Annotated in this window: 19 protein-coding genes; 11 read left to right on the forward strand and 8 right to left on the reverse strand. The window is 72.4% G+C overall.

Annotated features, from left to right (window positions below):
• Positions 1-315: 315 nt before the first annotated feature.
• A complete protein-coding gene (locus tag WFH25_RS13520; RefSeq protein WP_336698093.1) occupies positions 316-1209 on the reverse strand; it encodes a hypothetical protein in 894 nt (297 codons plus the stop codon).
• Here WFH25_RS13520 and WFH25_RS19375 point away from each other — a divergent pair.
• The 9 genes from WFH25_RS19375 (at position 1164) to WFH25_RS13560 (ending at position 12135) form a co-directional block, all read left to right on the forward strand.
• Positions 1164-1589, forward strand: a complete 426-nt coding sequence (locus WFH25_RS19375; protein WP_442892417.1) for a zinc-ribbon domain-containing protein — start codon at positions 1164-1166, stop codon at positions 1587-1589. The genes WFH25_RS13520 and WFH25_RS19375 overlap by 46 nt on opposite strands.
• Before the next feature lie 258 nt (positions 1590-1847).
• Positions 1848-2801: a class A beta-lactamase gene (gene bla / locus WFH25_RS13525; protein ID WP_336698094.1), complete on the forward strand. Its 954-nt coding sequence runs from the start codon at positions 1848-1850 to the stop codon at positions 2799-2801.
• 69 nt (positions 2802-2870) lie between these two features.
• A complete protein-coding gene (locus WFH25_RS13530) occupies positions 2871-4139 on the forward strand; it encodes an NAD(P)/FAD-dependent oxidoreductase (protein ID WP_336698095.1) in 1269 nt (422 codons plus the stop codon).
• Positions 4136-5266, forward strand: coding sequence for an FAD-dependent oxidoreductase (locus tag WFH25_RS13535; protein WP_336698096.1), 1131 nt, complete (start codon positions 4136-4138; stop codon positions 5264-5266). Before WFH25_RS13530 ends, WFH25_RS13535 begins: the two co-directional genes overlap by 4 nt.
• Positions 5263-6825, forward strand: coding sequence for an ABC transporter substrate-binding protein (locus tag WFH25_RS13540; RefSeq protein ID WP_336698097.1), 1563 nt, complete (start codon positions 5263-5265; stop codon positions 6823-6825). The genes WFH25_RS13535 and WFH25_RS13540 overlap by 4 nt, the downstream gene beginning before the upstream one ends.
• On the forward strand, positions 6822-8177 hold the full coding sequence (locus tag WFH25_RS13545; RefSeq protein ID WP_336698098.1) for a M20/M25/M40 family metallo-hydrolase: 1356 nt from the start codon (positions 6822-6824) through the stop codon (positions 8175-8177). The genes WFH25_RS13540 and WFH25_RS13545 overlap by 4 nt, the downstream gene beginning before the upstream one ends.
• Positions 8178-8723: 546 nt before the next feature.
• Complete coding sequence (locus WFH25_RS13550) at positions 8724-9839, forward strand: glycerate kinase (RefSeq protein WP_336698099.1); 1116 nt, start codon at positions 8724-8726, stop codon at positions 9837-9839.
• 142 nt (positions 9840-9981) lie between these two features.
• Complete coding sequence (locus WFH25_RS13555; RefSeq protein WP_071296525.1) at positions 9982-11028, forward strand: NAD(P)-dependent alcohol dehydrogenase; 1047 nt, start codon at positions 9982-9984, stop codon at positions 11026-11028.
• Between the two features lie 147 nt (positions 11029-11175).
• Positions 11176-12135: an AraC family transcriptional regulator gene (locus WFH25_RS13560; RefSeq protein WP_071295513.1), complete on the forward strand. Its 960-nt coding sequence runs from the start codon at positions 11176-11178 to the stop codon at positions 12133-12135.
• On the opposite strand, the gene WFH25_RS13565 is transcribed toward WFH25_RS13560, so the two are convergent.
• The 4 genes from WFH25_RS13565 to WFH25_RS13580 form a co-directional block, all read right to left on the reverse strand.
• Positions 12132-13532 carry a hypothetical protein gene (locus tag WFH25_RS13565; RefSeq protein WP_336698100.1) on the reverse strand — a complete coding sequence of 467 codons (1401 nt, stop codon included), beginning with the start codon at positions 13530-13532 and terminating at the stop codon, positions 12132-12134. The two genes, WFH25_RS13560 and WFH25_RS13565, sit on opposite strands and share 4 nt — an antisense overlap.
• Positions 13522-14301, reverse strand: a complete 780-nt coding sequence (locus WFH25_RS13570; RefSeq protein WP_336698102.1) for a TIGR03943 family putative permease subunit — start codon at positions 14299-14301, stop codon at positions 13522-13524. Before WFH25_RS13570 ends, WFH25_RS13565 begins: the two co-directional genes overlap by 11 nt.
• The gene (locus tag WFH25_RS13575; protein WP_071303407.1) at positions 14288-15319 is read right to left on the reverse strand and encodes a permease; all 1032 of its coding nucleotides are present in this window, start codon (positions 15317-15319) and stop codon (positions 14288-14290) included. Before WFH25_RS13575 ends, WFH25_RS13570 begins: the two co-directional genes overlap by 14 nt.
• Positions 15320-15391: 72 nt before the next feature.
• Positions 15392-15970 carry a TetR/AcrR family transcriptional regulator gene (locus WFH25_RS13580; protein ID WP_336698103.1) on the reverse strand — a complete coding sequence of 193 codons (579 nt, stop codon included), beginning with the start codon at positions 15968-15970 and terminating at the stop codon, positions 15392-15394.
• Positions 15971-16067: 97 nt separating this feature from the next.
• On the opposite strand from WFH25_RS13580, the gene WFH25_RS13585 reads away from it, so the two are divergent.
• Together WFH25_RS13585 and WFH25_RS13590 are read left to right on the forward strand one after the other, a co-directional pair.
• On the forward strand, positions 16068-16382 hold the full coding sequence (locus WFH25_RS13585; RefSeq protein WP_336698104.1) for a DMT family transporter: 315 nt from the start codon (positions 16068-16070) through the stop codon (positions 16380-16382).
• 1 nt (position 16383) lies between these two features.
• Positions 16384-16797 (forward strand): DMT family transporter, encoded by a 414-nt coding sequence (locus tag WFH25_RS13590; protein ID WP_336698105.1) that lies wholly within the window; start codon positions 16384-16386, stop codon positions 16795-16797.
• Positions 16798-16970: 173 nt separating this feature from the next.
• Here the strand turns inward: WFH25_RS13590 and WFH25_RS13595 are convergent, their stop codons facing one another.
• From WFH25_RS13595 to WFH25_RS13605, 3 genes are all read right to left on the reverse strand, one after another.
• On the reverse strand, positions 16971-18110 hold the full coding sequence (locus WFH25_RS13595; RefSeq protein ID WP_070417138.1) for an LLM class flavin-dependent oxidoreductase: 1140 nt from the start codon (positions 18108-18110) through the stop codon (positions 16971-16973).
• 105 nt (positions 18111-18215) lie between these two features.
• Complete coding sequence (locus tag WFH25_RS13600) at positions 18216-19172, reverse strand: DUF4436 family protein (protein ID WP_071303403.1); 957 nt, start codon at positions 19170-19172, stop codon at positions 18216-18218.
• Positions 19169-22099 carry a hypothetical protein gene (locus WFH25_RS13605; protein WP_336698106.1) on the reverse strand — a complete coding sequence of 977 codons (2931 nt, stop codon included), beginning with the start codon at positions 22097-22099 and terminating at the stop codon, positions 19169-19171. Before WFH25_RS13605 ends, WFH25_RS13600 begins: the two co-directional genes overlap by 4 nt.
• Positions 22100-22112 lie beyond the last annotated feature (13 nt).

Raw genomic sequence — 22112 nt, forward strand, 5'->3', positions numbered from 1 at the left:
GATGAGAACGAGTCCTCCCGTTGTCGCGAGCACCCAAGGGGGTGAACCTTGGTCCACCAGCCCTCATTGCCGACGAACCGCTATTCCAAGCCCCGCCGACTTGGAAGCCGCTTCCCTTCAAACAAGGCCAGCACTATTGAGCAGGCTGATCCCGCCGCCCCGGCGGGTCTTCTCGCGGTCGTTCCGGAGCCGGTCGTTCACCGGCCAGCGGCGGACCGCCAACGCGCTGAGCGTCGGTGGGCCAACATAGCCCGTCCGATATGATTCTCACGGACCTGCCTTTAACGGACGGCGCTGTTCCCTAGGCAGATCGCGTCAGCTCAAGAGGTTGTGGCGCAGGTCGTAGCCAGTGTCGGCGAGGAACTGCAGCCGGTCGCGTACTTCTTGCAGTGATGCTGCGTCGTCGGCGTTGCGGTAGTCGGCGCGGAGGAGCGTGTTGGCGGTAATGATGTCGTCGGTCCGGTCGGCATATCCGGCGGCCGCAGCGGTGAGGAAGATCGTCGGGTCGGCGGGCCGGATGAGTTCGGTGCCTGAGAAGCCGATCGTGTCGGGTTCGAAGCCAAGCGCGGCCATGTCGACTTCATCCTCGGTGAACGCGACGACCCGGTACGGCATCTCGCGTTTTCGGATGAAGGGGTACCCGGCGCGGTCGGAGATGGCACGTCCGGAGATGCGGCAGCGCGCTTCGATGAGCCGTTCCGCCTGCTCGATCAGAGGCAGGTCCGAAGTCCACCGGGTCCTGACACCTCCCGGTCCGGGGTAGCAGGCGATCGCGAAGTCCACGAGCCCGCCGACCTGCCGCGACTCCCACCCGATGTCAGTGCGGTGCACGCGCTTCCCGAGGCGTGCGAGTGCGTCGTCCACCTGTCCGGCTGTCAGCCCTGCCCGCACTAGTCCGTCGAAGGTGGACCCGTTGACGGCGAGCATGCGTGCGACGGCGAAGGTGACGTAGATGGGTGCGGCGTCCTTCCATCGTTCCTTCGTCCCGAGGGTTTGTCTGCCGTCGATCCAGACGCGGCGCCGGTCGACGTCGACCAGCAGCACCGACGCGGTCTGCTCCGCGAGCGCGATCTGCGTCGCAGTGACAGTCCGCGGCGCCAACAGGAGCAGTTCCGCATGACTCGGGTCGTCATCGCGGGGGCGTTGGGTAAGGGTTGGGAAGCGTGCGCGGCGGCCGTCGGGGAGGCGGATCGTGTCGTGCGACTCCACGACTGCGCGAAGCCCAGCGAGTTTCAGGACGGCGAGCGCGTTGCGGCTCCAACGACACGGTCTACTGGCTGTGCGCCACCGGCGCCGCCCACTGGTACCCGCAGCGCATCGACCGGAAGGTCCAGGGCTACGGATGCTCGGTCTGCTCCCGCCGGCGACTGGTCCTCCGAGTCAACGACCTCGCAACCACCGACCCGCTCCTCGTCACCGAGTGGCACGACCACCTCAACGTTCCCAAGCGGCCCGAGTTCATGCTCGCCGGAATCGACCGGCACTGGTGGAAGTGCGCCTTCGGACACGTCAAGCAACAGAGCGTCCCGAACCGTCGGAAGTCACGCGGCTGCACCGGGTGCGAACCCGAGGACCGGATCCTCAACTAGAACCGAACAACACCAGAACGACGGCGAAGCGCATCAGCTTCGCCGTCGTTTTCGTCGTTCTGACCAGTCCGCCCGGAAGGTCTCACGTCAGGTGAGAAGAATCCGGAACGCCTCAAACGGGCGTTCTCAAGCAGCGCATGGTCTCATCACTGCGAAAGAGTCTCTTTTGTCTCGAGAAACGACACGACCGGGCGGCCCTTCTGCGTGTGGCCCCGGAGCGTGCGGGCACCGTCCAGGACCGCACGCGAGAGTGCTGCCATGCGCGCCACCGCCCCACTCGTCGCCGGCATCGTCGCCGCACTCGCCCTGACCGGCTGCAGCGGCGGGAGCCCGGGCACCACCCCGACGGCACCGTCACCGACGCGCACCCCCACGTCCGCACCGACGCCCTCCCCGACCCCGACCATCACCGCCGCCGACCGGGCTGCCGTCGCCCGCACCCTCGCCGACCTCGAGCGGGAGTACGACGCCACGGTCGGCGTCGTCGCGACCGACACCACCACCGGCGAGACCGTCGCGTACAACGGCGACCGCCGCTTCGGCTACGCGTCGACCCTCAAGGCGTTCGCGGCGGCGCAGTTCCTCCGCGCGGTGCACGGCGCCGACCGGGACGAGCGGGTGCGCTGGAGTGCGGCGGACGCCACCGCTGCCGGCCACTCCCCCGTCACGAGCGAGCACGTCGCCGACGGCCTGACGGTCGCCCAGCTCGCCGAGGCCGCGGTCCGGCAGAGCGACAACCTGGCCCTGAACCTCGTCCTCGACCGCATCGGAGGCCCCGCGGGGCTCGACCGAGCACTGGCGGAGCTCGGGGACCGCACCACCGAGGTCGTGCACGACGAACCGGCCCTCAACACGATCGAGCCCGGCAGCACCGAGGACACCACGACCCCGGCGGCGTTCGCGGCGACCCTCGCCACCGTGCTCGACGGCCAGACCCTCGGGCGCTCCGACACCGCGCTGCTCGAGCACTGGATGAGCGGCAACACCACCGGCGACACCCTCGTCCGTGCCGGCGCTCCCGACGGCTGGACGGTGGTCGACAAGTCCGGCGGCGCGGGCGGCATCCGGAACGACGTCGCGCGCGTGACCCGGCCGGACGGCGGCCCGATCGTCATCGCCGTCCTCACGACCCGCAACGCCCCCGACACCGCCTACGACGACGCCCTCGTCGCACGGTCCGCCGCGGCGGTGCTCGACGCGTTCGACGGCTGACGGCCGCCCGGCGTCACACGGCGTCATGCACGACACCTGTCGGGGACGCCGGGCAACTACGATCTGGTCATGTCCTCCCCCGACTCCCCCACGGTCGTCGTCGGCGCCGGCATCATCGGTCTGAGCACCGCGTGGCACCTCGCCGACCTCGGGCAGCGCGTCGTCCTCGTCGACAGCGGCCCCGCCGCCGGTGGCACGACGACCGCGGGCGCCGGGTTCGTGGGCCAGTGGGCAGCCGGGTACGCCTGGTACTGGAACGAGTCCGAACGCGACGTCGAGCAGTACGGCATCGACTTCTACCGTCGGCTGGCCGGGTCCGGCCACGGTCCGACGGGCTACCGCCGCAACGGGAACGTCTGGCTGACGGTCACCGAACAGGGCCGCGCGGATCACATCCCGCCGTTCGAGGACCACCCGCTGCGCCCGGCCGGTGCGCGGACGCTCACCCCGGCCGAGGCGGCCGACCTCGTCCCCGGACTCGACCCGTCGGCCGTGACGGCCGGTTTCCTGCACCCGGACGGCATCCAGATCAGCGCGCCCGACACGGCCGCCGCGCTGGTCGGTGCGCTGCGGGCGAAGGGCGTCGCGATCCGCGAGCACACCGCGGTCGCGGGCCTGGAGGCACGGGACGGCTCCGTCACGGGCGTCCGGACCGCGGGTGGCGAGGTCATCGACGCCGCGCGGGTCGTCCTCGCCGCCGGCAGCTGGACGAACGCCCTGCTCGCGCCCCTCGGTCGCGAGCTCCCGACGGTGCGCGTGGTCGCGAGTCGCCTCGTCACGAGGCCGTTCGGCCTGCCGGGCACGCTGCCGACCCTGATGCTCCCCGAGCTCGAGGGGCTCTGGATCCGGGAGCACCGCGGCGGCCTGACCTACGGCGCCGGGAGCGGGTACGAGGCGCTGCACGTCGGTGGCGCGGACCGGGGCACCGATCCCGCGCGCCGCCCGGTCCGGACGGACCTGCTCGACGCCATGCGGACCTCCGTGCACCCGATCGTCGCGCGGCTCCTGCCAGCGGCGGCGAGCGTGCTCGGAGCGGACGAGACCCCGACGCAGGGCGTGGTGTCGATGACCGCCGACCGGAACTTCATCGTCGGCCCGGTCCCCGAGCTCGCCGGGCTCGTGGTTGCGGGCGGGGACAACGAGTCCGGCGTCACCCACGGCCCCGGTCTCGGCCGCATCGCCGCCGAGCTGAGCGTCACGGGGACGACCACCCTCGGCGACCCGAGCCGGTACGACCCCGCACGCTTCCCGGCCCGTGCGCCGAGCGAGGCCGACGTCGTGGCGATGATGCCGGCCCGACGCGAGGCCGATGCCCGACGAGCCGGAGCGACGGCATGAGCGACCGGACGACGACGCACGTCGTGATCGGCGGCGGGGTCGTCGGTGCCGCCACCGCGTACGCCCTCACGCTCCGCGGCGAGCGCGTCGTGCTCGCCGAGCAGCACGAGCGGGGGCACCACCGGGGGTCGTCGCACGGCGCCACCCGGATCTTCCGGCAGGGCTACGCCGATGCCGAGTACGTCGCACTGACCACCCGGGCGCTCGCACGGTGGGAGGCGCTCGAGGCCGCGGCGGGCGAGGAGCTGATAGTCCGGACGGGCGCCGTCGACCACGGGCGGCCCGAGGTCGTCGACGCCATCGCCACGGCGCTCGCGGACGCCGGCATCCCCCACGAGACCCTCAGCCCGGACGCCGCCGCCGAGCGCTGGCCGGGCATCGCGTTCGAGGGGCACGTCCTGACGCACGCGACCGCGGGGCGGATCCGGTCCGACCGCGCGATCGAGGCGTTCCTCACGCTGGCCGACCACACGGGGCTCGCCGACCTCCGCTTCGACACCCGGGTCACCGGGCTCGAGGACCACGGCGACGAGGTGACCGTGACGCTGTCCGACGGGTCCACCCACCGCACGTCCTCGGTGGTCGCGGCCGTGGGGTCGTGGGCACCCACGCTGGTGGGCGACCTGCTCGCGGAACGCGGGGCGCGCCTCCCGGCCCTCCGTGTCACGCAGGAGCAGCCCGCCCACTTCCCCAGCCACCTGCCGGACGAGGCGTGGCCGAGCTTCGTGCACTGGGCCGACGGCGACGACGTGTACGGCCTGCTGACCCCGGGCGAGGGCGTCAAGGTCGGGTTCCACGGCACCGGCCCCGTGGTCGACCCCGACCACCGCGACTTCACCCCCGTGCCCGCCGAGGCCGAGCGCCTGCAGGCGTACGTCGCCCGGTACGTGCCGGGGGTCGACGCGACGAAGCCGACGTTCATCAGCTGCCTGTACGACAACTCCCCCGACGAGGACTTCGTGATCGACCGTCGAGGTCCGGTCACGGTCGCGACCGGGTTCTCCGGCCACGGCTTCAAGTTCGCTCCGTTGCTCGGCGACATGATCGCCGACCTCGCGACCGACGGGCCACCACCCCCGGCCCGCTTCTCCCTCTCGAAGCACCACCCCACTCCCTCAGGACCATGACGACCCGACTCCTCAGCGCCATCGCGCTCACCGCCACCGCCGCCGCCGTGCTCACCGGTTGCGCGTCCACCGGCTCGTCCGGCACGGACGCCGTCGACGGGCTCGTCGTCGGCACCACCGACGTCGTGACGTCCCTCGACCCGGCCGGCGCCTGGGACCGCGGGAGCTACACGGTGCAGACGCAGCTCTACCAGCACCTGCTCACCTACCCCGCCGGGAAGACCACGACCAGCCCCGAGGTCGCGAAGTCCTGCGACTTCACCGACGGCACGCACTACGTGTGCGAGATCCGGGACGGCCTCACGTTCTCGAACGGCGACGACCTGACCGCCAAGGACGTGGTGTTCTCGTTCGAGCGCCAGGTGTCCCTCGGGTCGACGAACGGCCCGGGCTCGCTGCTGGCCAACATGGCGTCCGTGTCGGCTTCGGGCAGCACCGTGACGTTCACCCTGAAGCAGGCGGACGACCAGACGTTCCCGTACGTGCTCGCGAGCATGGCGGGGGCGATCGTGGACTCGAAGGTGTTCTCCGCGACGAAGGTGCACGCGAACGACGGGGTGGTGGGCTCCGGGCCCTACGCGCTGCAGGACGCCGCGGACGGCGGGGCGACGATCGCCCTCACCGCGAACACTCGGTACGACGGCGATGCGCCGGCCACGAAGAGCGTGACGATCAAGCAGTACACGAAGTCCGCGGACCTCAAGCTCGCCGTGCAGAAGGGCGACGCCGACGTCGCCTACCGCCAGCTCACCCCGACCGAGGTGACGTCGCTGTCCTCGGACGACTCGCTGCAGACCGTGCACGGCGACTCCGGCGAGGTCCGGTTCCTGGCGTTCAACCTGCAGACGATGCCCGGGAAGGACGCCGCGCAGAAGCAGGCGATCCGGCAGGCCGTCGCGGCGACGATCGACCGCGAGGCGATCGCGAAGGGCGTCTACCAGGGCACCTACACTCCGGCGTACTCGATCGTGCCGAACGGGTTCCAGGGCGCGACCGAGGCGTTCGAGGACGCGTACGACGGCGCCGACGCGAAGTCGATCCTGCGTGATGCCGGCGTGACCACTCCGGTGCGGCTGCCGATCGAGTACACGACCGACCACTACGGCTCGGGCTCCGACGACGAGTACGCGCTCATCCAGCAGCAGCTCGAGGACACCGGCCTGTTCACGGTCGACCTGCAGTCGGCCAGCTGGGACACCTACGTCGGGAACGTCGGCAAGGGCGAGTACCCCGTGTTCCAGCTCGGCTTCTTCCAGGACTACCCGGACGCCTCGTCGTACCTGACCCCGGCGTACGGCGCGACGGACGTGAACCTGCTCGCGAACCACTTCGACGACGCCACGGTGAACGGCCTCGTCGCATCGCAGGCCGTCGAGCCGGACGCGGCGAAGCGGAAGCAGCAGATCGAGCAGATCCAGCAGGACACCGCCGAGTCGGTGCCGCTCATCCCGCTGCTCGCCGGACAGGAGAACGTCATCGGGCAGGGGTCGCTGACCGGGCTGTCGAAGTCGGTCGACGCGTCCGGCGAGTTCCGGATCTGGGAGATCGGGCGCTCGTGAGCAGCTCACCGCTGCGCGCCGCCGTCCGCGCCCGCATGCCCGCCGGGCTCGACGACCTCGCCGCGCTCGTCGCGATCCCGTCGGTCCACGACCCCGCCGTGCAGTCGCTCGACGACTGCCACCGGGTCGCGGAGGCGGTGCGGGTCGCGTTCGGCGACCTGGGCCTGGAGGCGCGACTCGCCACCACCGCGGACGGCTCGCAGGCGGTCATCGCGACCCACCCCGCGCCGGCCGGGGCGCCGACGGTGCTGCTCTACGCGCACCACGACGTGCAGCCCGCGGGCGACCTCGCGGCCTGGACGAGCGACCCGTGGACCCTGACACCGCGGGACGGGCGGCTCTACGGCCGCGGCGCGGCTGACTGCAAGGGCGGGATCGTCACGCACCTCGTGGCACTCCGGGCGCTGCTCGACGTGCACGGGGCGTTCCCGGTCGGGCTCGTCGTGGTCGTCGAGGGTTCGGAGGAGCAGGGCACCGACGGCCTCGAGCAGTACGTGTCGTCGCACGCCGCCGACTTCCGGCACGTGGACACCGCCGTCGTGATGGACGCCGGGAACGCCGCGGTCGGGGTGCCGGCGCTCGTGACGACGCTCCGGGGCACCGCGTTCGTCGAGCTCCGGGTCCGCGCGCTGCGGGGCACCGTGCACTCCGGGATGTTCGGCGGGGCGGCGCCGGACGCGATCGCGGTGCTGGTCGCGCTCCTCGCCACGCTCCGGGACGAGGTCGGCGACACCACGGTCGACGGCCTCGACGCCTCGCAGACCTGGGACGGCCTGCCGTACGACGCCGACCGGTTCGCCGCCGACGCCGGGCTGCTCGACGGAGCGGAGCCGATCGGCTCGGCGGACCCGGCGTCCCAGGTCTGGGCACGCCCGGCCCTCACGGTCGTGGGCATCGACGCCCCGGCGGTCGCGGGGTCCTCGCCGTCCGTGCAGGCGACCGCCGGTGCCGCGCTGAACCTCCGCGTGCCGCCGGGTGTCGACCCCGCGGCGGCCGGCGAGCTGCTCGTCGCGCACCTGCTGCGGCGTGCACCGGCCGGCGTCGAGGTGACGGCTCGGGTCACCGGGGTGGGCGCCGGGTTCCGTGCCGAGGGCGGTCCGTCGTCGGCGACGTTCCGCGCGGCGCTCTCGGAGGCGTACGACGGGGCCCCGGTCGGGTCGCTCGGCGGCGGCGGCTCGATCCCGCTGTGCGCGACGCTCGAGCGGGCGATCCCCGACGTCGAGGTGATCCTGGCCGGGGTGTCCGAGCCGGCGGCGAACGTGCACGGCCCGGACGAGAGCGTCGACCCGTCCGAGATCGAGCACATGGCCCTGGCCGAGGCGCTCTTCCTCGCCTCGCTCACCACCCCCTGACCCCGCGGCGGCCGATCACGCCGCGGGTGGGTGTCCGTGTTCGGTCTCGGCCGTGACCGTGCTGGTTCACGAATCCCGGGTCTCGCGAACCAGAACGGTCACCGACGCCGACCGATGGCGGGTCCCGTGCAGGTGACGGACGGCGCCGGGCGTCCGGCCGTCGGAACCGCCGCTGCCGTCCGAGCGGGCCGGACCACTCGCCCCGTCCGGACCACCCGGTCCGTCCGGACCACCCGGTCCTTCCGGACCACCTGGGCCGTCCGGACCACCCGGTCCGTCCGGACCACCTGGGCCGTCCGGACCACCCGGTCCGTCCGGACCACCTGGGCCGTCCGGACCACCCGGTCCGTCCGGACCACCTGGGCCGTCCGGACCACCTGGGCCGTCTGGGCCGTCCGGGGCGCACGAGGCCCCCGGGCAGTCCGGGGCGCGCGGGCCTTCCGGACCACCCGGGCCGTCCGGGCCGTCCGGGGCGCACGAGGCCCCCGGGCATTCCGGGGCGCCCGGGCCGTCCGGGGTGCGCCGGCCGTCCGCTACGGTGGTGCCGTGCGCATCGTGGTGGCTCCGGACTCGTTCAAGGGGACCGCGACGGCGGCCGAGATCGCAGCGGCCGTGCGCGACGGCTGGCTCGCCGAACGTCCGGGCGACGAGGTCGTCCTGGCACCGATGGCGGACGGCGGCGAGGGCACGCTCGACGCCTTCGAGACGGCGATCCCGCTGACCGTCCGGGTGCCGATCACCGTCACCGGTCCCGCCGGCACCCCCGTCGACACGCACTGGCTGCAGCTGCCCGACGGCCGCGCCGTGGTCGAGCTCGCCGCCACGAGCGGACTCCCCCTGCTGCCCGAGGTCCTGCCCGACACCGCGACGAGCCGGGGCTTCGGCGAGGCGATCGCCGCCGCCCTCGACGACGGCGCGACCGGGCTCGTGCTCGGCATCGGCGGCAGCGCCTCGACCGACGGCGGCGCCGACGCCCTGATCGGGCTGGGTGCACTCGTCCACCGGGATCCCGCCGTCCCCGAACACCCGCCGCGGCCGCGTCAGGGGGCCGAGCTGCTCGACGACGTCACCGGCGTCGACACCACGTGGATGCGCCGGCTGCCGGAGCACGGCGCCGTCGTGCTGACCGACGTGACCTCGCCCCTGCTCGGACCGACCGGCGCCGCCGCGGTGTTCGGCCCGCAGAAGGGCATCGCACCGGAACGGATCGCCGTCTTCAACGCCCGGCTGGCCGACTGGGCGCGCTGCTTCCCCGACGTCGACCCGACGACCCCCGGCGCCGGAGCGGCCGGCGGAGTCGGGTTCGGACTGCTCGCCTGGGGTGCGACGCTGGCGGGCGGAGCGGCCGCCGTCGCCGAGGTCCTCGGGCTGCCGGCGCTCCTCGACGGCGCCGACGTCGTGATCACCGGCGAGGGCCGGTACGACGGGCAGTCCGCGGCCGGCAAGGTGCCGAGTGTGGTGCGCGCCCTCGCGTCGACGCACGCACCGGCTGCCCGGGCGATGCTCGTGGCCGGGGCGATCGACGCCGCGCTCGACGACTTCGACGCTGCCGCCTCGCTCACCGTGCTGGCCACGCAGACGACGGGCGAGCCGGACGACGCCCTCGCCGACCCGCTGCGCTTCGCCCGGATCGCCGGCCAGCGACTCGCCCGCCTGGCCTGACTCACGGCGAGCGCGGCGCCCGCGCGCGACACGCCCGCATTCCGTGCAGGGGTGCCCCAACGGGACCTCCCACCCGATGGCGCGCTCCACCACACTGGTGGAGGGCCGGAACCGGCCCGGACGCACCACCCACGAGGAGACCATGCGCACCGTCAACGCGTACGCCGCACCGTCGGCCACCGAGCCGCTCGTCAAGACCACCATCACCCGTCGCGACGTCGGCCCGAACGACGTCGAGATCGACATCGCCTACGCCGGCATCTGCCACTCGGACATCCACACCGTCCGCGGCGAGTGGGGCGAGATCCAGTACCCGCAGGTCGTCGGCCACGAGATCGTCGGCCACGTCACCTCCGTCGGGGAGAACGTCACCAAGCACCAGGTCGGCGACCGCGTCGGCGTCGGCTGCATGGTGAACTCCTGCGGCGAGTGCGAGAACTGCGTCAAGGGCGAGGAGCAGTACTGCCTCAAGGGCAACATCCAGACCTACGCCGGCGTCGACCCCGCCGACGGCAGCATCACCCAGGGCGGCTACTCGCAGGCCGTCGTCGTGAACGAGGACTTCGTCCTCCGCGTCCCCGAGTCGCTCGACATCGAGAAGGTCGCGCCGCTGCTCTGCGCCGGCATCACCACCTACTCGCCGCTGCACCACTGGGGCGTCGGCCCCGGCTCGAAGGTCGCCGTGATCGGCATGGGCGGGCTCGGCCACATGGCCGTGAAGATCGCCGTCGCACTCGGCGCCGAGGTCACCGTCCTGTCGCAGACCACCTCCAAGCAGGAGGACTCGCTCCGCTTCGGCGCGACGGCCCACTACGCGACGAAGGACCCGGAGACGTTCGAGAAGCTCGCGAGCTCCTTCGAGCTGATCATCAACACGGTCTCCGCGAAGATCCCGATGGGCGCCTACCTCGGCCTCCTCAAGGTCGACGGCACCCTCGTCAACGTCGGCGCACCGTCCGAGCCGCTCGAGGTCCCGGCGTTCGCCCTGATCCCGCGCCGGCTCAGCTGGGCCGGGTCCGCGATCGGCGGCATCCGCGAGACCCAGGAGATGCTCGACTTCTGCGCCGAGCACGGGATCCTGCCGGAGACCGAGCTCATCAGCGCCGACCAGATCAACGAGGCCTACGAGCGTGTCCTGTCCTCGGACGTCCGCTACCGCTTCGTGATCGACGCGGCGACGCTCGCGTAGCGCGCGACCAACAACGCGACGGGAGGCGCGGTGCCGGCTGGCACCGCGCCTCCCGTCCGTCCCGCGGTCTGTCCCCACAACGCGAGCCGGTCGTCCGGCTGGCGCAGCTGACGGGCCGGGCACAGCCACCCACGCCAGACTCGATCCATGAGCAGCACGGCGGACGAGGGTCCCGCGTCCCTCGTGTCCGTCGCCGGGACGGACACCGACACCGCGGTCGCCGACCTCGCCGGCATGTACGCCGGCCGCGCCTGGCACTCCGGCCGCACCGACGGCGACTACTGGTACCGCTACGTCGGGATCGGCGACGAGCGCATGAGCGTCCGACGGTCGCAGATGCACGGGTCCCTCCGCGGGGACGTCGCCGTCCAGGGCGAGGTCGTCGTGCAGTGGATCGACGCCGGCACCGCCACCGTGGACGTCGGCGGTGACGCCGTCCAGATGCAACCGGGTGTCCCGACGTTGTTCCCGATCGAGCGCCGGTTCGACGTCGAGTACCGCGACTGGGACCAGCGACTCGTGCACCTCGACCGCGACCTCGTGCTCGACGTCGCGTCCGAGCGGTACCTCGTCGACGACACCGTCGACTTCGACCGCTCCACACCGCCGACGGCCGCGGCGATCACCCGGTGGCGCGGAGCGGTCGCCACGTCGGTGCAGGCACTCCGCACCTCGGGGAGCGGTTCGCTGGCCTGGCACGAGTCGCAGCGCGCGGTGACGTCGGCGCTGCTCGACCTCTACCGGTTCCGTGCCGAGGCGGTCCCGCCGGGGTGGGGCGAGCACCGCAACGCGCGCATCCGAGCCGCCGTCGAGTACCTGCACGCCCACGCGCACGAGCCCCTCACCGTGTCGGACGTCGCCCGGGTCGCCGACCTCAGCGTCCGCGGGCTGCAGGAGGCGTTCCAGCGCACGCTCGACCGGTCGCCGATGCAGTACCTGCGCGAGGTCCGCCTCCGTCGCGCCCACGAGGACCTCCTCGCCGCCCACCTCGGTCAGGTCTCCGTCGCGGACGTCGCTGCGCGGTGGGGCTTCACGCACATGGGCCGGTTCTCGGGCGAGTACCTGCGGCGGTTCGGGGAGTACCCGAAGCAGACGCTCCGCCGCTAACCGACCTCGTCGCCGGACGGCAACGCCGTGCACCAGTCCACGGACCCGGCGTCGACGCTCGCCTCGAGCGCGCCGGAGGACGCGTCGACGATGCTCACGAGCACGCCGCCGGCCGACTTCGTCGCCACGGCGACGAACTGCCCGTTCGGGGACGGGCAGACGGCCGTGACGCTCGCGTCGTCGGGGACGGAGACGGGCAGCCTGGAGGCGCGACTCCCCTCCACGCGCACGATGCGTTGCGCGAGCGTCCCGTCGGCACGCACGTCGCCCACCACCCGCAGGTAGCCGTCGTCGGTGAGCGGGGCGATCCGGCCGAGGTACGCCGCGTCGGTGCTGCCGGCCGGTGCCTGCAGCTCGGTGCGCTTCCCGTCCGTCAGGTCGAGGCGGACGATCCCCGTGCCGGTCTCGACCACCGCCGTGGTGCCGGTGCCGACGAAGCCGTGCAGGTACGTGGCGCTCCCCAGGCGGACGGGGTCGGTCCGCCCGCTCATGTCGACGAGCACGAGGTCGTCGCTGCCGGTGCGGACGAGGGCGCTCTCCGTGCGGGGCACGTAGGCCCACTGCCCGACGCTCATCGGGACCGCCCCCGTCCTCGGCTTCCCGCTCGCGTCGATCGCGGTCGGCAGGTGGGTGCCGGTCATGTCGACGACGTAGAGCCCGACGTTGCGCGACTGACCGGTGGACGTGTCGGCGTACTCGAAGCCGAACGAGGCGCCGTCGTCGGCGGCGTGCAGGGCCGTGACACGTCCCTCGGCGGTCGGGAGCGTCAGGTGCTCGACCGGGAGGTCCTCGTCCTGCACCCCGCCGGCGAGCGGCACGATGTCGACCGATGACCCGGCGTCCGTGCCGCTCACCACGACGAGCGACCGGCCGAGGCGGACGTACTCCGAGATGCCGGTGCCCTCGTACACGGTGGTCGCGCCCCCGGCGTCGAGGGACCGGCGGACGATGCGGTCCTCGCTCCCGGCGGCACCCGGGACCAGCGCGAGAACGTCGGTGCTGCCCGTGCGGATCGACGTGCGGAGGTCGGCGGTCGCGCGCTGCCCCGGCGCACGGACGCCCGCGACCGAGATCTCGTACGAGCGGTCGTAGGCCAGGGGCCCGGTGAACTCGACCGCGATGGTGTTGCCGCTCGACGTCACGGTGTGGGCCGCTGCCGGACTGACCCGGACGTCCTGCGCCGACACGCGCTCGATCGCCTGGTTCGCGGTGAGGATCACGCGCTGTGCCGGTCGGGACACCAGGCCGGAGGCGTCGTACGACACGTCGCGCAGCCGTGGGCCCTGCTGCGACCCGACGACCGCCGCGGCGCTGCCGACGACGACGAACACCAGGACGGTCGCGACGAGGCGACGGCGGAAGCGGTTCCGGGGGCGTTCACGCAGCTCAGTACTCATACGGGTCCTCGGGCTGCTCGACGCCCCGCACCGTGGCGGCGCGGATGACGATGCGGGCGTCGGCCGACTGGTCCGGGTTGGCGGCGAGGGCTCCGCGGACCCGGACCCACGCACCCTGGCCCGGGACCGTCCCGTCGGTGTCGACCCCGATCCCGACGGGTTGGGCGTCCACCGCGCAGCAGCTGATCACGAACCGGGTGAGGGTGAAGGACCCGTCGGCGCCCGGGACGACGAAGCCCGTCAGGTCGACCCGTTTGCCGACGAGCGACGTGGTGTCGGTCGTCTGCCGGATGAGGGCGGCCCAGTCCTTGACGCCGTACTCCGAGGTGTCGACCGAGGTACTGCCGAGCAGGGACACCGCGGCCTGGGACCCGGTGGCGTTCGACAGGGTCGCCGAGTCGACGCTCCGCTGCTGCGCGGTGCGGGCGGACAGCGTCGTCGGGGGCAGGACCAGCATGGCGGCGGTGACCCCGACGGTGACGAGGGCGGCCACGCCGCTGAGGACGATCCGTGTGCGGCGAGCCGCGCCTCCTGGGCGGTGGTCGTGCCCCTCGTCGTGATCGTGCCCGTGTCCGCGCGCGGTCACCACCAGGCCGGCGACCGACGCGGGCACCGCGACGGCCGCGAGCACGACCGTGAAGACCGAGTAGCGCGGGTTGATGTACAGGTCGAGGTGCCCGGCGAGGGCGAGCCACAGCGTGCACAGCGCCACCGCGAGCACGGACCCGAGGCCGAGGGACGACGACAGGCGGGACTCAGACGAGAACATTCATCACCAACCCGACGGTCGCGGCGAACAGGACGCAGACGACGGCGAGCAGCACCAGGAAGCGCGCACGGAACGTCGTCCGGAGCAGGGCGATCATCTTCACGTCGATGATCGGCCCGATGATGAGGAACGCGGTGATCGACCCGGGGAGGAACGTCGACGCGAAGGACAGCGCGAAGAAGGCGTCGACGTTCGAGCACAGGGAGACCGTCATCGCGAGGAGCATCATCGCCGCGACGGAGAGCACGGGGTTCGCGCCGATCGACACGAGCGTGGACCGGGGCACGGCGACCTGGATCGCTGCGGCGAGCCCGGCGCCGACGAACAGCGCGGGCATCATCGTCGCGGTCTCGCCGCCGAACTGCGCAGCGCTGTCCCGCCAGCGGTTCCGGGACCGCGGCGCACCGACGGCCGCTCGGCAGCGGGCCTCGAACGCGGGCAGCAGCAGCTCGGTCGGACGACGGTGCGCGGCGACGATCCAGCCGACGAGGTTCGCGATGACGAAGCCGCCGACGATGCGCACGGGCAGGATCCAGCCGGACCACCCGAACGCCTGGGCGGTGCTGATGATCACGAGCGGGTTGAGGATCGGGGCGGCGACGAGGAAGGTGACGGCCTCGGCGGGCGTGAAGCCGCGCATCATCAGGCCGCGGGCGAGTGGCACGTTCCCGCACTCGCACACCGGGAAGAGCATGCCGATCAGGGAGATCACGGCCCGGCGCGGGATCGGTCGCTGCGGCAGGACCTTCTCGAGCGCGCCGACGGGGACCCACACCTCGACGACGATGGACAGCAGGATGCCGAGCACCACGAACGGCAGGGACTCGACGACGACGCTGATCGCGAGCGTGAGGAAGTCCTGCACGACGTCGGGCAGACCCGCGGTGCCGACGGCCGGCGAGAGCAGGCGGATCCCGAGCAGCACGGCGACGGCGAGCAGCACCAGCCCGGGGCCGGTGAGGCTCCGGGAGCGGGACGCGGCGGTGGGGCGCTGCTGCGGCGGCGTGGTCGTCGTCACCGGGCAAGGATAGGCGATGCGGGGTGCGCCGGGGTGGTGGCGCGGCGGCGCTGGGCGCGCGCCGTCCCGCGCTCAGCGCCGCGCGAGCCCGTCGAGGTGCCGGTCGAGCACGTCGATCGCCCAGTCGCCGGACTCCCCCGGGGCGAGCCGCACGAGGTGCATCGCGAGCCCGTCGATCAGCGCGTGCAGCCGACGGACCTCGTACTCGCGGTCGGCCGCCGGGACGCCCACGAGCTCGAGCACCTCCTCGCTCCACTCCCGCATCTCGACCACGACCAGGTCGAGCGCCGGCCGCAGTTCGGCGTCCGTGAGGGCCGCGTTCGCGAGCGCCAGGTACACCTCGAGCTCGATGACCCGCTCGTCGTCGAGGGGCAGCAGCTCGAGCAGGAGCTGGTGCGCGCGCTCGCGGTTCGGCAGCCCCTCGGGGATCGCGGCGATCCGTTCCCGGGTGCGGTCGAACACGAGCGTGATGGTGTGCTCGCGCAGGCTCGACTGCGTCGGGAAGACGTAGCGGACGGTGCTCGGCGGCAGCCCGGCCTCGGCCGCGACGTTCCGCACGCTCAGCGCGCCGAGGCCGTCACGTGCGAGGACCCGCCACGCCGCCTCGGACACGGAGCGACGTCGTTCCTCGATGTCGATGCTCCTGGCCACGGGCCAATACTCGCACAGTCGTACGAGTTCGTGCTACCGTGGAGTTCGTTGTCGCACAGTCGTGCGACTTGCGGAACGAGATCGAAGGGAGACCGTCATGGCGTGGACAGTCCTCGTCCTGTCTGGCGTGCTCGAGGCAGTGTGGGCCACTGCACTGAGCGCATCGAACGGCTTCAAGAAGGTCGTGCCGACGATCGTGTTCGTCGTCGGCATGGCACTCAGCATGGTGGGCCTGGCGTTCGCCATGAAGGAGATCCCGGTCGGCACCGCCTACGCGGTCTGGGTCGGCATCGGCGCATCGCTCACCGTGATCGTCGCGATCCTCCGCGGGCAGGAGGCCGCGTCCGTCGCCCGGGTCGCCCTCGTGCTCGGGCTCGTCGCCTGCGTCGTCGGCCTGAAGGTGGTGAGCTGAGATGCCGTGGATCGTCCTGTTCGTCAGCGCCGCGCTCGAGACCGTGTGGGCCACCGCCCTCGGTGCGAGCGACGGCTTCACCGAGCCCCGTCCGACGATCGTCTTCGCGATCACCATCGTGGTGAGCCTCGGGGCCTTCGGGTACGTGCTCAAGCACATCCCGATCAGCACCGCCTACGCGGTGTGGACAGGGACCGGAGCGGCCCTCACGGTCCTCTGGGGCATGGCAACCGGCGCGGAGCCCGTGACCGCACTCCGCCTGCTGCTCATCGCAGGGATCGTCGGCTGCGTGGTCGGCCTGAAGCTCGTCCCGGCCCGCCCGGCCCGCCCGGCCGGCGCGGCGCGCCCGTCCGCGGCCACGGCCCGGGCAGGCGCCGCGGCACCGCCCGCGAAAGCGACAGAATCCCGCCCGTGAACGGCGGCACGGTGTCGCTTCGACGGGAGCGACCGCGCGCCGCCCCTGGCAACTGTCGCTTTCGCGGACGGGTCGGCCGCAGCCTGATACGCGACCCGAGACGGACTGGAGGCGGGGGGGGGGGCGGGGCCCCCGCCCCCCCCGCGCCTCCAGTCCGTCAAGCGGTCACGCGATCAGACGGACGCACCCGTCCACTCGTCCTCGGCGGCGACGTGGTCGCTGCCCAAGGTGCCGGCGGCCATCGCCGCGGCCACGCGGTCGGCGTGCGACGGCGGGTTCGAGGGGACGCCTTCCGGGCGGCCCTCCTCGTTGATCTTCCGCAGCTCGGGGACGATGTCCTCGGCCAGGATGTCGATCTGCTCGAGCACCGTCTTGAGCGGCAGGCCGGCGTGGTCGACGAGGAACAGCTGGCGCTGGTAGTGCCCGACGTGGTCCTTCATGGCGGCGTACCGGTCGATCACCTGCTGCGGCGAACCGACCGTGAGCGGGGTCTGCTCGGTGAAGTCCTCCATCGAGGGGCCGTGCCCGTAGACCGGCGCGTTGTCGAAGTACGGGCGGAACTCGTCGATCGCGTCCTGCGAGTTCTTCCGCGCGAAGAACTGGCCGCCGAGCCCCACGATCGCCTGGTCGGCGCGGCCGTGCCCGTAGTGCTCGAAGCGCTGGCGGTACAGACCCACCATCTGCTCGGTGTGCTGGATCGGCCAGAAGATGTTGTTGTGGAGGAATCCGTCGCCGTAGTAGGCGGCCTGCTCCGCGATCTCCGGCGTGCGGATCGACCCGTGCCACACGAAGGGCGCGACGCCGTCGAGCGGACGCGGGGTCGAGGTGAAGCCCTGCAGTGGCGTCCGGAACTTGCCCTGCCAGTTGACGACGTCGTTCTCCCAGAGCTGGCGGACGAGCGCGTAGTTCTCGATCGCGAGGTTGACGCCCTGGCGGATGTCCTGCCCGAACCACGGGTAGACCGGACCGGTGTTGCCGCGGCCCATCATCAGGTCCATGCGGCCGTCGGAGATGACCTGGAGCATCGCGTACTCCTCGGCGATGCGCACCGGGTCGTTCGTGGTGATGAGGGTCGTCGACGTCGAGAGCGTGATGTGCTTCGTGCGTCCCGCGAGGTAGCCGAGCATCGTCGTCGGGCTCGACGCGACGAACGGCGGGTTGTGGTGCTCACCGGTGGCGAAGACGTCGAGTCCGGCCTGGTCGGCGTGCTCGGCGATCGTCAGGATGTCGCGGACCCGCTGGGTGTCGTCGGGGGTCCGGCCGGTGACCGGGTCGGTCGTGACGTCACTGACCGTGAAGATGCCGAACTGCATGATGCGCCGCCTTCCGCGGAGTCCCTCCGCCTGCGATTTCGATGCGTTTGCATCGACTTGCTCGGTACAACGTAGCGCAGGCCGAGGCATTCCCGCCAGCGGCGACTACGCGGCGTCGTCGTCCAGCACGCGGTTCCGCAGCACCTTCGACTCCCGCCACAGCATGTACGCGCCGGTCCACACGAACATGATCGCCACCAGCGCCAGGCAGGGGAAGAGGAAGACGAAGTCGAGCGTCGTCCCGATCGGCGGGGCGCCGGGCATCGCCGACCGGAGCGCCGGGAACGACAGCAGCGTGGCGCTCAGCCAGATCACGTTCGCGAACTCGAGCTTCCGCCGGAGGATCGCGCTGCCGATCGTCACGACGGCCATCAGCGTCGTGAAGAGGATCGCCATGATGTAGAACGACACGATCACGACGCTCAGGGTGTCCCGGTGCCCGTCGATCTGCATCGGGACGAGGGTGCGGTCGCTCTGCACCTCGGCGGCGCTCCGCTCGGCGTTCATCACCCACGGCCGGGCGGAGTTCGACATGTCGACCTCGAACGGCACGGCGTCCCCGGAATCGTCGTCCTGCACGCTCAGCTGGAAGTTCGCGAACGGCTGGTCGAACGGGTACGAGGTGTCGCCCCGGTCGAGCGTCAGCGTCAACGAGGTCGCGTCCACCACCGACTGCCCCGGGAACGTCACGACGCTCGTCGTCACCCCGCCGCTCGAGACCTCGATGCGGAGCGGCTGCGAGATCTCGCCGGCCTTCTCGCCCTCGAACGAGCCGTGCGGGATCGGCAGGACGTTCGCCTGCATCACCCGGTTCGAGAGGTCGACGTCCTGCACGCTCATCCGCAGCGTCATGTAGTCGCCGGACTGACTGTTCGACCCGCTCACCGGGACGGCGGTCGTCGTCTTGAGCGCTCCGGAGAGGCCGATCACGACGTAGTAGACGGCCAGGAGGACCACCGCCACGAGCAGGATGACCGGCGCGGGGTTCCTGCGGGTGCGCTTCGCGGTCGGGGTACCTGGTGCGCCGGGTGCGTCGGTCGGGGCGTCGGTCGTGTGGGTCATCGGTTGCTCCCGGACGGTGGGTCGGTGGTGGGTCGGCTCGGGTCGGTGGCGGGGCCGCTCGGACCGGTCGGTGCGGCGCTCGGACCGCTCGGTGCGGCGGTCGGACCGCTCGGTGCGGCGGTCGGACTGGAGGCGCGGTTCCCGTCCGACGGACCGGCCCCGGTCGGCGAGGCGGTCGCCGCTGCGGCGGGGCCGCTCGTCGCCCGCCGACCGACGACGGTCGCGGCGAGCGCGAAGAGCAGCATCGCGAGGAGCGGCACCATCGCGCCGGGGAACTCCGTGGCGTTGAAGCTCGTGATCTGGTCGGCCAACTGCGACGCCTCGGTCTCGCCCTTCGCCACGGCCGTGGTCACCGTCATCGCGTTGGACTGCGACGCCCGGTTCGACGCGAGCGAGATCTGCTGGACGGCGGTGTCCGGCGCGTTCACCGGGTCGGCGTACACCCGGACGTCGACGTCCGCCTGCTGCCCGGGGTCGAGCGGGATCATGCACGAGAACGAGCTCGTGGCGACGGTGCAGTCGAGCGGGGAGTCGTCCACCTCGACGTTCACGTTCCGGTAGACCATGCCGGTGGTGATCTGGGCCTCGAACGTGATCGCGACGGTCGCCCCGGAGGCGTTCGGGCCGAGCGTGCCCCGCATGTCGGCCGCGGTGCCGGGCACGATGCGCTGCGTGCCGAAGCGGAGGTCCATCGCGAGGGGACCGTCGTCCGTGCCGCCGCTGCCCGCGCCTGCCCCGCCGGTGCCGCTGCCGCCCCCGCTGCCGTTGTCGTTGCCGTTGCCGTTGCCCGCAGCGCTGCCGCCGGACCCGGACGGGTCGTCGTCGGGCGCGGTGCCGCTGGGCGCCCCTGCGCCCACGCCGGACGTGCCCGGGCTTCCGTCGCCCTGCGCGCCGTCGCTCGATCCGCCGTCACCGCCGGCGCCGGACCCGCCGTTGGAGTCGCCATCCGGGGTTCCGGACCCGGCCACGGGAGGCGGCGGGGGCGACGGCGGGACCGGAGGCGTGCCTCCTGGCCCACCGTCTCCGGATCCGGTCGGACGCACGATCGTGAGCCGTACGCCGGCGTGGTCGCTGCTGATCCCGCCGTACCAGGCACGGGCCACGAGTGTGACCGAACCGTACGGCAGGTCCTCGGCGAGGGTGCAGGACCACGTACCGTCCGCCCGCGCCGTCCTCGTGCAGACGGTGCGGCCGTCGTGGGTGATCCGGACCTCGGCGCCGGGCTGTGCGTCGGTTCCCCGGACCACCGGTGAGCGATCCGTGATCGTCGACCGGTTCGCGGGTGCGGTGATGCGCGGCGTGCTCGGTGCGATGACCGTGGTGGTTCCGCTCGCCGAGTGCGCACCAGTCGGGTCGGACGGTGATCCGACGCTCGCCGTCAGCGTGTAGGTGGTCCCGGCAGGAGTGCCGCGCGGGACCGTGCCACGGATCGTCACCACCCGCTCCGCGTCCGCGGCGAGCGCTCCGAGCGCGACCGGTGTCCCACTGACCAGGGCATCACAGTCCGTCGGGACGTCGTCGATGCTGCACGCCGTGGCGGGGAAGCCATCGGGGTCGATCGCGATGGTCGCGGCGCGGGCGACTCCGGGCCCGGTGCTGCGGACGGCGAACGAGCGCTCGACCTGTGTCGTCGGCAGCGCGCGATCGACGCCGGTCTGCTCGACGGTGAGCGCGGCGGGCACGCCCGGGAAAGTCAGGGTGGAGGTGGCCGTGTCCTTGACGCGCGAGTACGTGTCGTCGGCGGAGCTCGCGAGCGTCGAGGTGGTGGTGAGCGTCCGGGTCGCAGCGTCCTGGGGCAGCGTCACCCTGGCCGTCGCGGTCTGGCTGCAGGTCGCGCCCGGCACCAGTGCTGCCGTCGAACCGAGCAGGTGGCCCGAGCCGAGGACGTCGGCCGGGACGGCGCACGCCCGGTCACTGGAGGCGGTCTCGTCGATCGCGTCCAGGGTTCCGCCGAGCGCGGCCACGCGGTCACGGAGGTCGCTCCGGACCGTGGGCAGGAGCACCATGCCGTCCGTCGGGCTCGTGTTCGAGACGGTGGTCCTCAGCGCGACGGTGTAGCTGACGTCCACGTCGCCGTCCGCGGTGGGCTGCACGTCGGTCGCCACGGCCGTCGCATCGGCGCTCTGCACCGTGCCCTCCTGACAGCCGAGCGGCGGTGTGAGGAGGAAGCCGCCGTCCGTCGGGGTGGTCGATCCGTCGCCGACGACGCGGATGGTCAACGTCTGGACCGGCTGGTCGAACCAGACGTCGACGGCTTTCTGGGGCACGTTGTCGAGGGTCCCGGCCGGTTGACTCGCTCCGGCGATCCGTGCGGTGCCGCTGACGGACTGGGTCGTCGCGGAACCCGCGCTCGTGCTCTTCGCCTGACTCTGGGTCGGGACCGCTCCGGACGGGCCGCTCGCGCTCACCTCGAGGCCGGACGGTGCATCGATCCCACCGACGGTGAACTGCACGCGTTGTGCGTACGGCATCGTCACCGTCAGGGTCCCCTGCGCACCCCCGTCGACGGCGCTGAACCCGATGCCGTTCGCGCCCGAGTAGTACGACGTCGAGCCGTAGCCCTCCTGCCCGAACGACCCGAAACCGAACGAACCCGTCGGGTTGGCCACCGCGCTGAAGACCCCGGGCTGCATCGGGTACGCCGAGGTCACGGACGGACTGTCGAACGGGATCCGTGCGCCGTCCGCTACAGCTCCTGCCCCGCCCTGTTTGCTGAAGACCGGGGTCGAGGTCGCCGCGTAGCCGTCCGCGGCTATGCAGCCGAGGTGGTCCTGGAAGGGGACGGTGATGGTGTCGGCTGAGGCGGACGACGTCGGGATGACGGACACGGTCGTGACGAGGAGCGCCCCGAGGGCAGCGGCCACGGTGCCACGGACCCGACGTGCCCGCGTCGGGGTGTGCTCCACCCGCATGTGTTCCCCGTCCACGCCGGCTCCCGAG

The organism is Curtobacterium sp. USHLN213 (genome assembly GCF_037144815.1).
GTDB lineage: Bacteria > Actinomycetota > Actinomycetes > Actinomycetales > Microbacteriaceae > Curtobacterium.

What these genes read in the sequence shown, in the direction of transcription:
- bla (WP_336698094.1), top strand. Translation starts at nt 1,848, where the DNA reads ATGCGCGCCACCGCCCCACTCGTCGCCGGCATCGTCGCCGCACTCGCC.
- WFH25_RS13530 (WP_336698095.1), top strand. Translation starts at nt 2,871, where the DNA reads ATGTCCTCCCCCGACTCCCCCACGGTCGTCGTCGGCGCCGGCATCATC.
- WFH25_RS13535 (WP_336698096.1), top strand. Translation starts at nt 4,136, where the DNA reads ATGAGCGACCGGACGACGACGCACGTCGTGATCGGCGGCGGGGTCGTC.
- WFH25_RS13540 (WP_336698097.1), top strand. Translation starts at nt 5,263, where the DNA reads ATGACGACCCGACTCCTCAGCGCCATCGCGCTCACCGCCACCGCCGCC.
- WFH25_RS13555 (WP_071296525.1), top strand. Translation starts at nt 9,982, where the DNA reads ATGCGCACCGTCAACGCGTACGCCGCACCGTCGGCCACCGAGCCGCTC.
- WFH25_RS13560 (WP_071295513.1), top strand. Translation starts at nt 11,176, where the DNA reads ATGAGCAGCACGGCGGACGAGGGTCCCGCGTCCCTCGTGTCCGTCGCC.
- WFH25_RS13565 (WP_336698100.1), bottom strand. Translation starts at nt 13,532, where the DNA reads ATGAGTACTGAGCTGCGTGAACGCCCCCGGAACCGCTTCCGCCGTCGC.
- WFH25_RS13570 (WP_336698102.1), bottom strand. Translation starts at nt 14,301, where the DNA reads ATGTTCTCGTCTGAGTCCCGCCTGTCGTCGTCCCTCGGCCTCGGGTCC.
- WFH25_RS13585 (WP_336698104.1), top strand. Translation starts at nt 16,068, where the DNA reads ATGGCGTGGACAGTCCTCGTCCTGTCTGGCGTGCTCGAGGCAGTGTGG.
- WFH25_RS13590 (WP_336698105.1), top strand. Translation starts at nt 16,384, where the DNA reads ATGCCGTGGATCGTCCTGTTCGTCAGCGCCGCGCTCGAGACCGTGTGG.
- WFH25_RS13595 (WP_070417138.1), bottom strand. Translation starts at nt 18,110, where the DNA reads ATGCAGTTCGGCATCTTCACGGTCAGTGACGTCACGACCGACCCGGTC.
- WFH25_RS13600 (WP_071303403.1), bottom strand. Translation starts at nt 19,172, where the DNA reads ATGACCCACACGACCGACGCCCCGACCGACGCACCCGGCGCACCAGGT.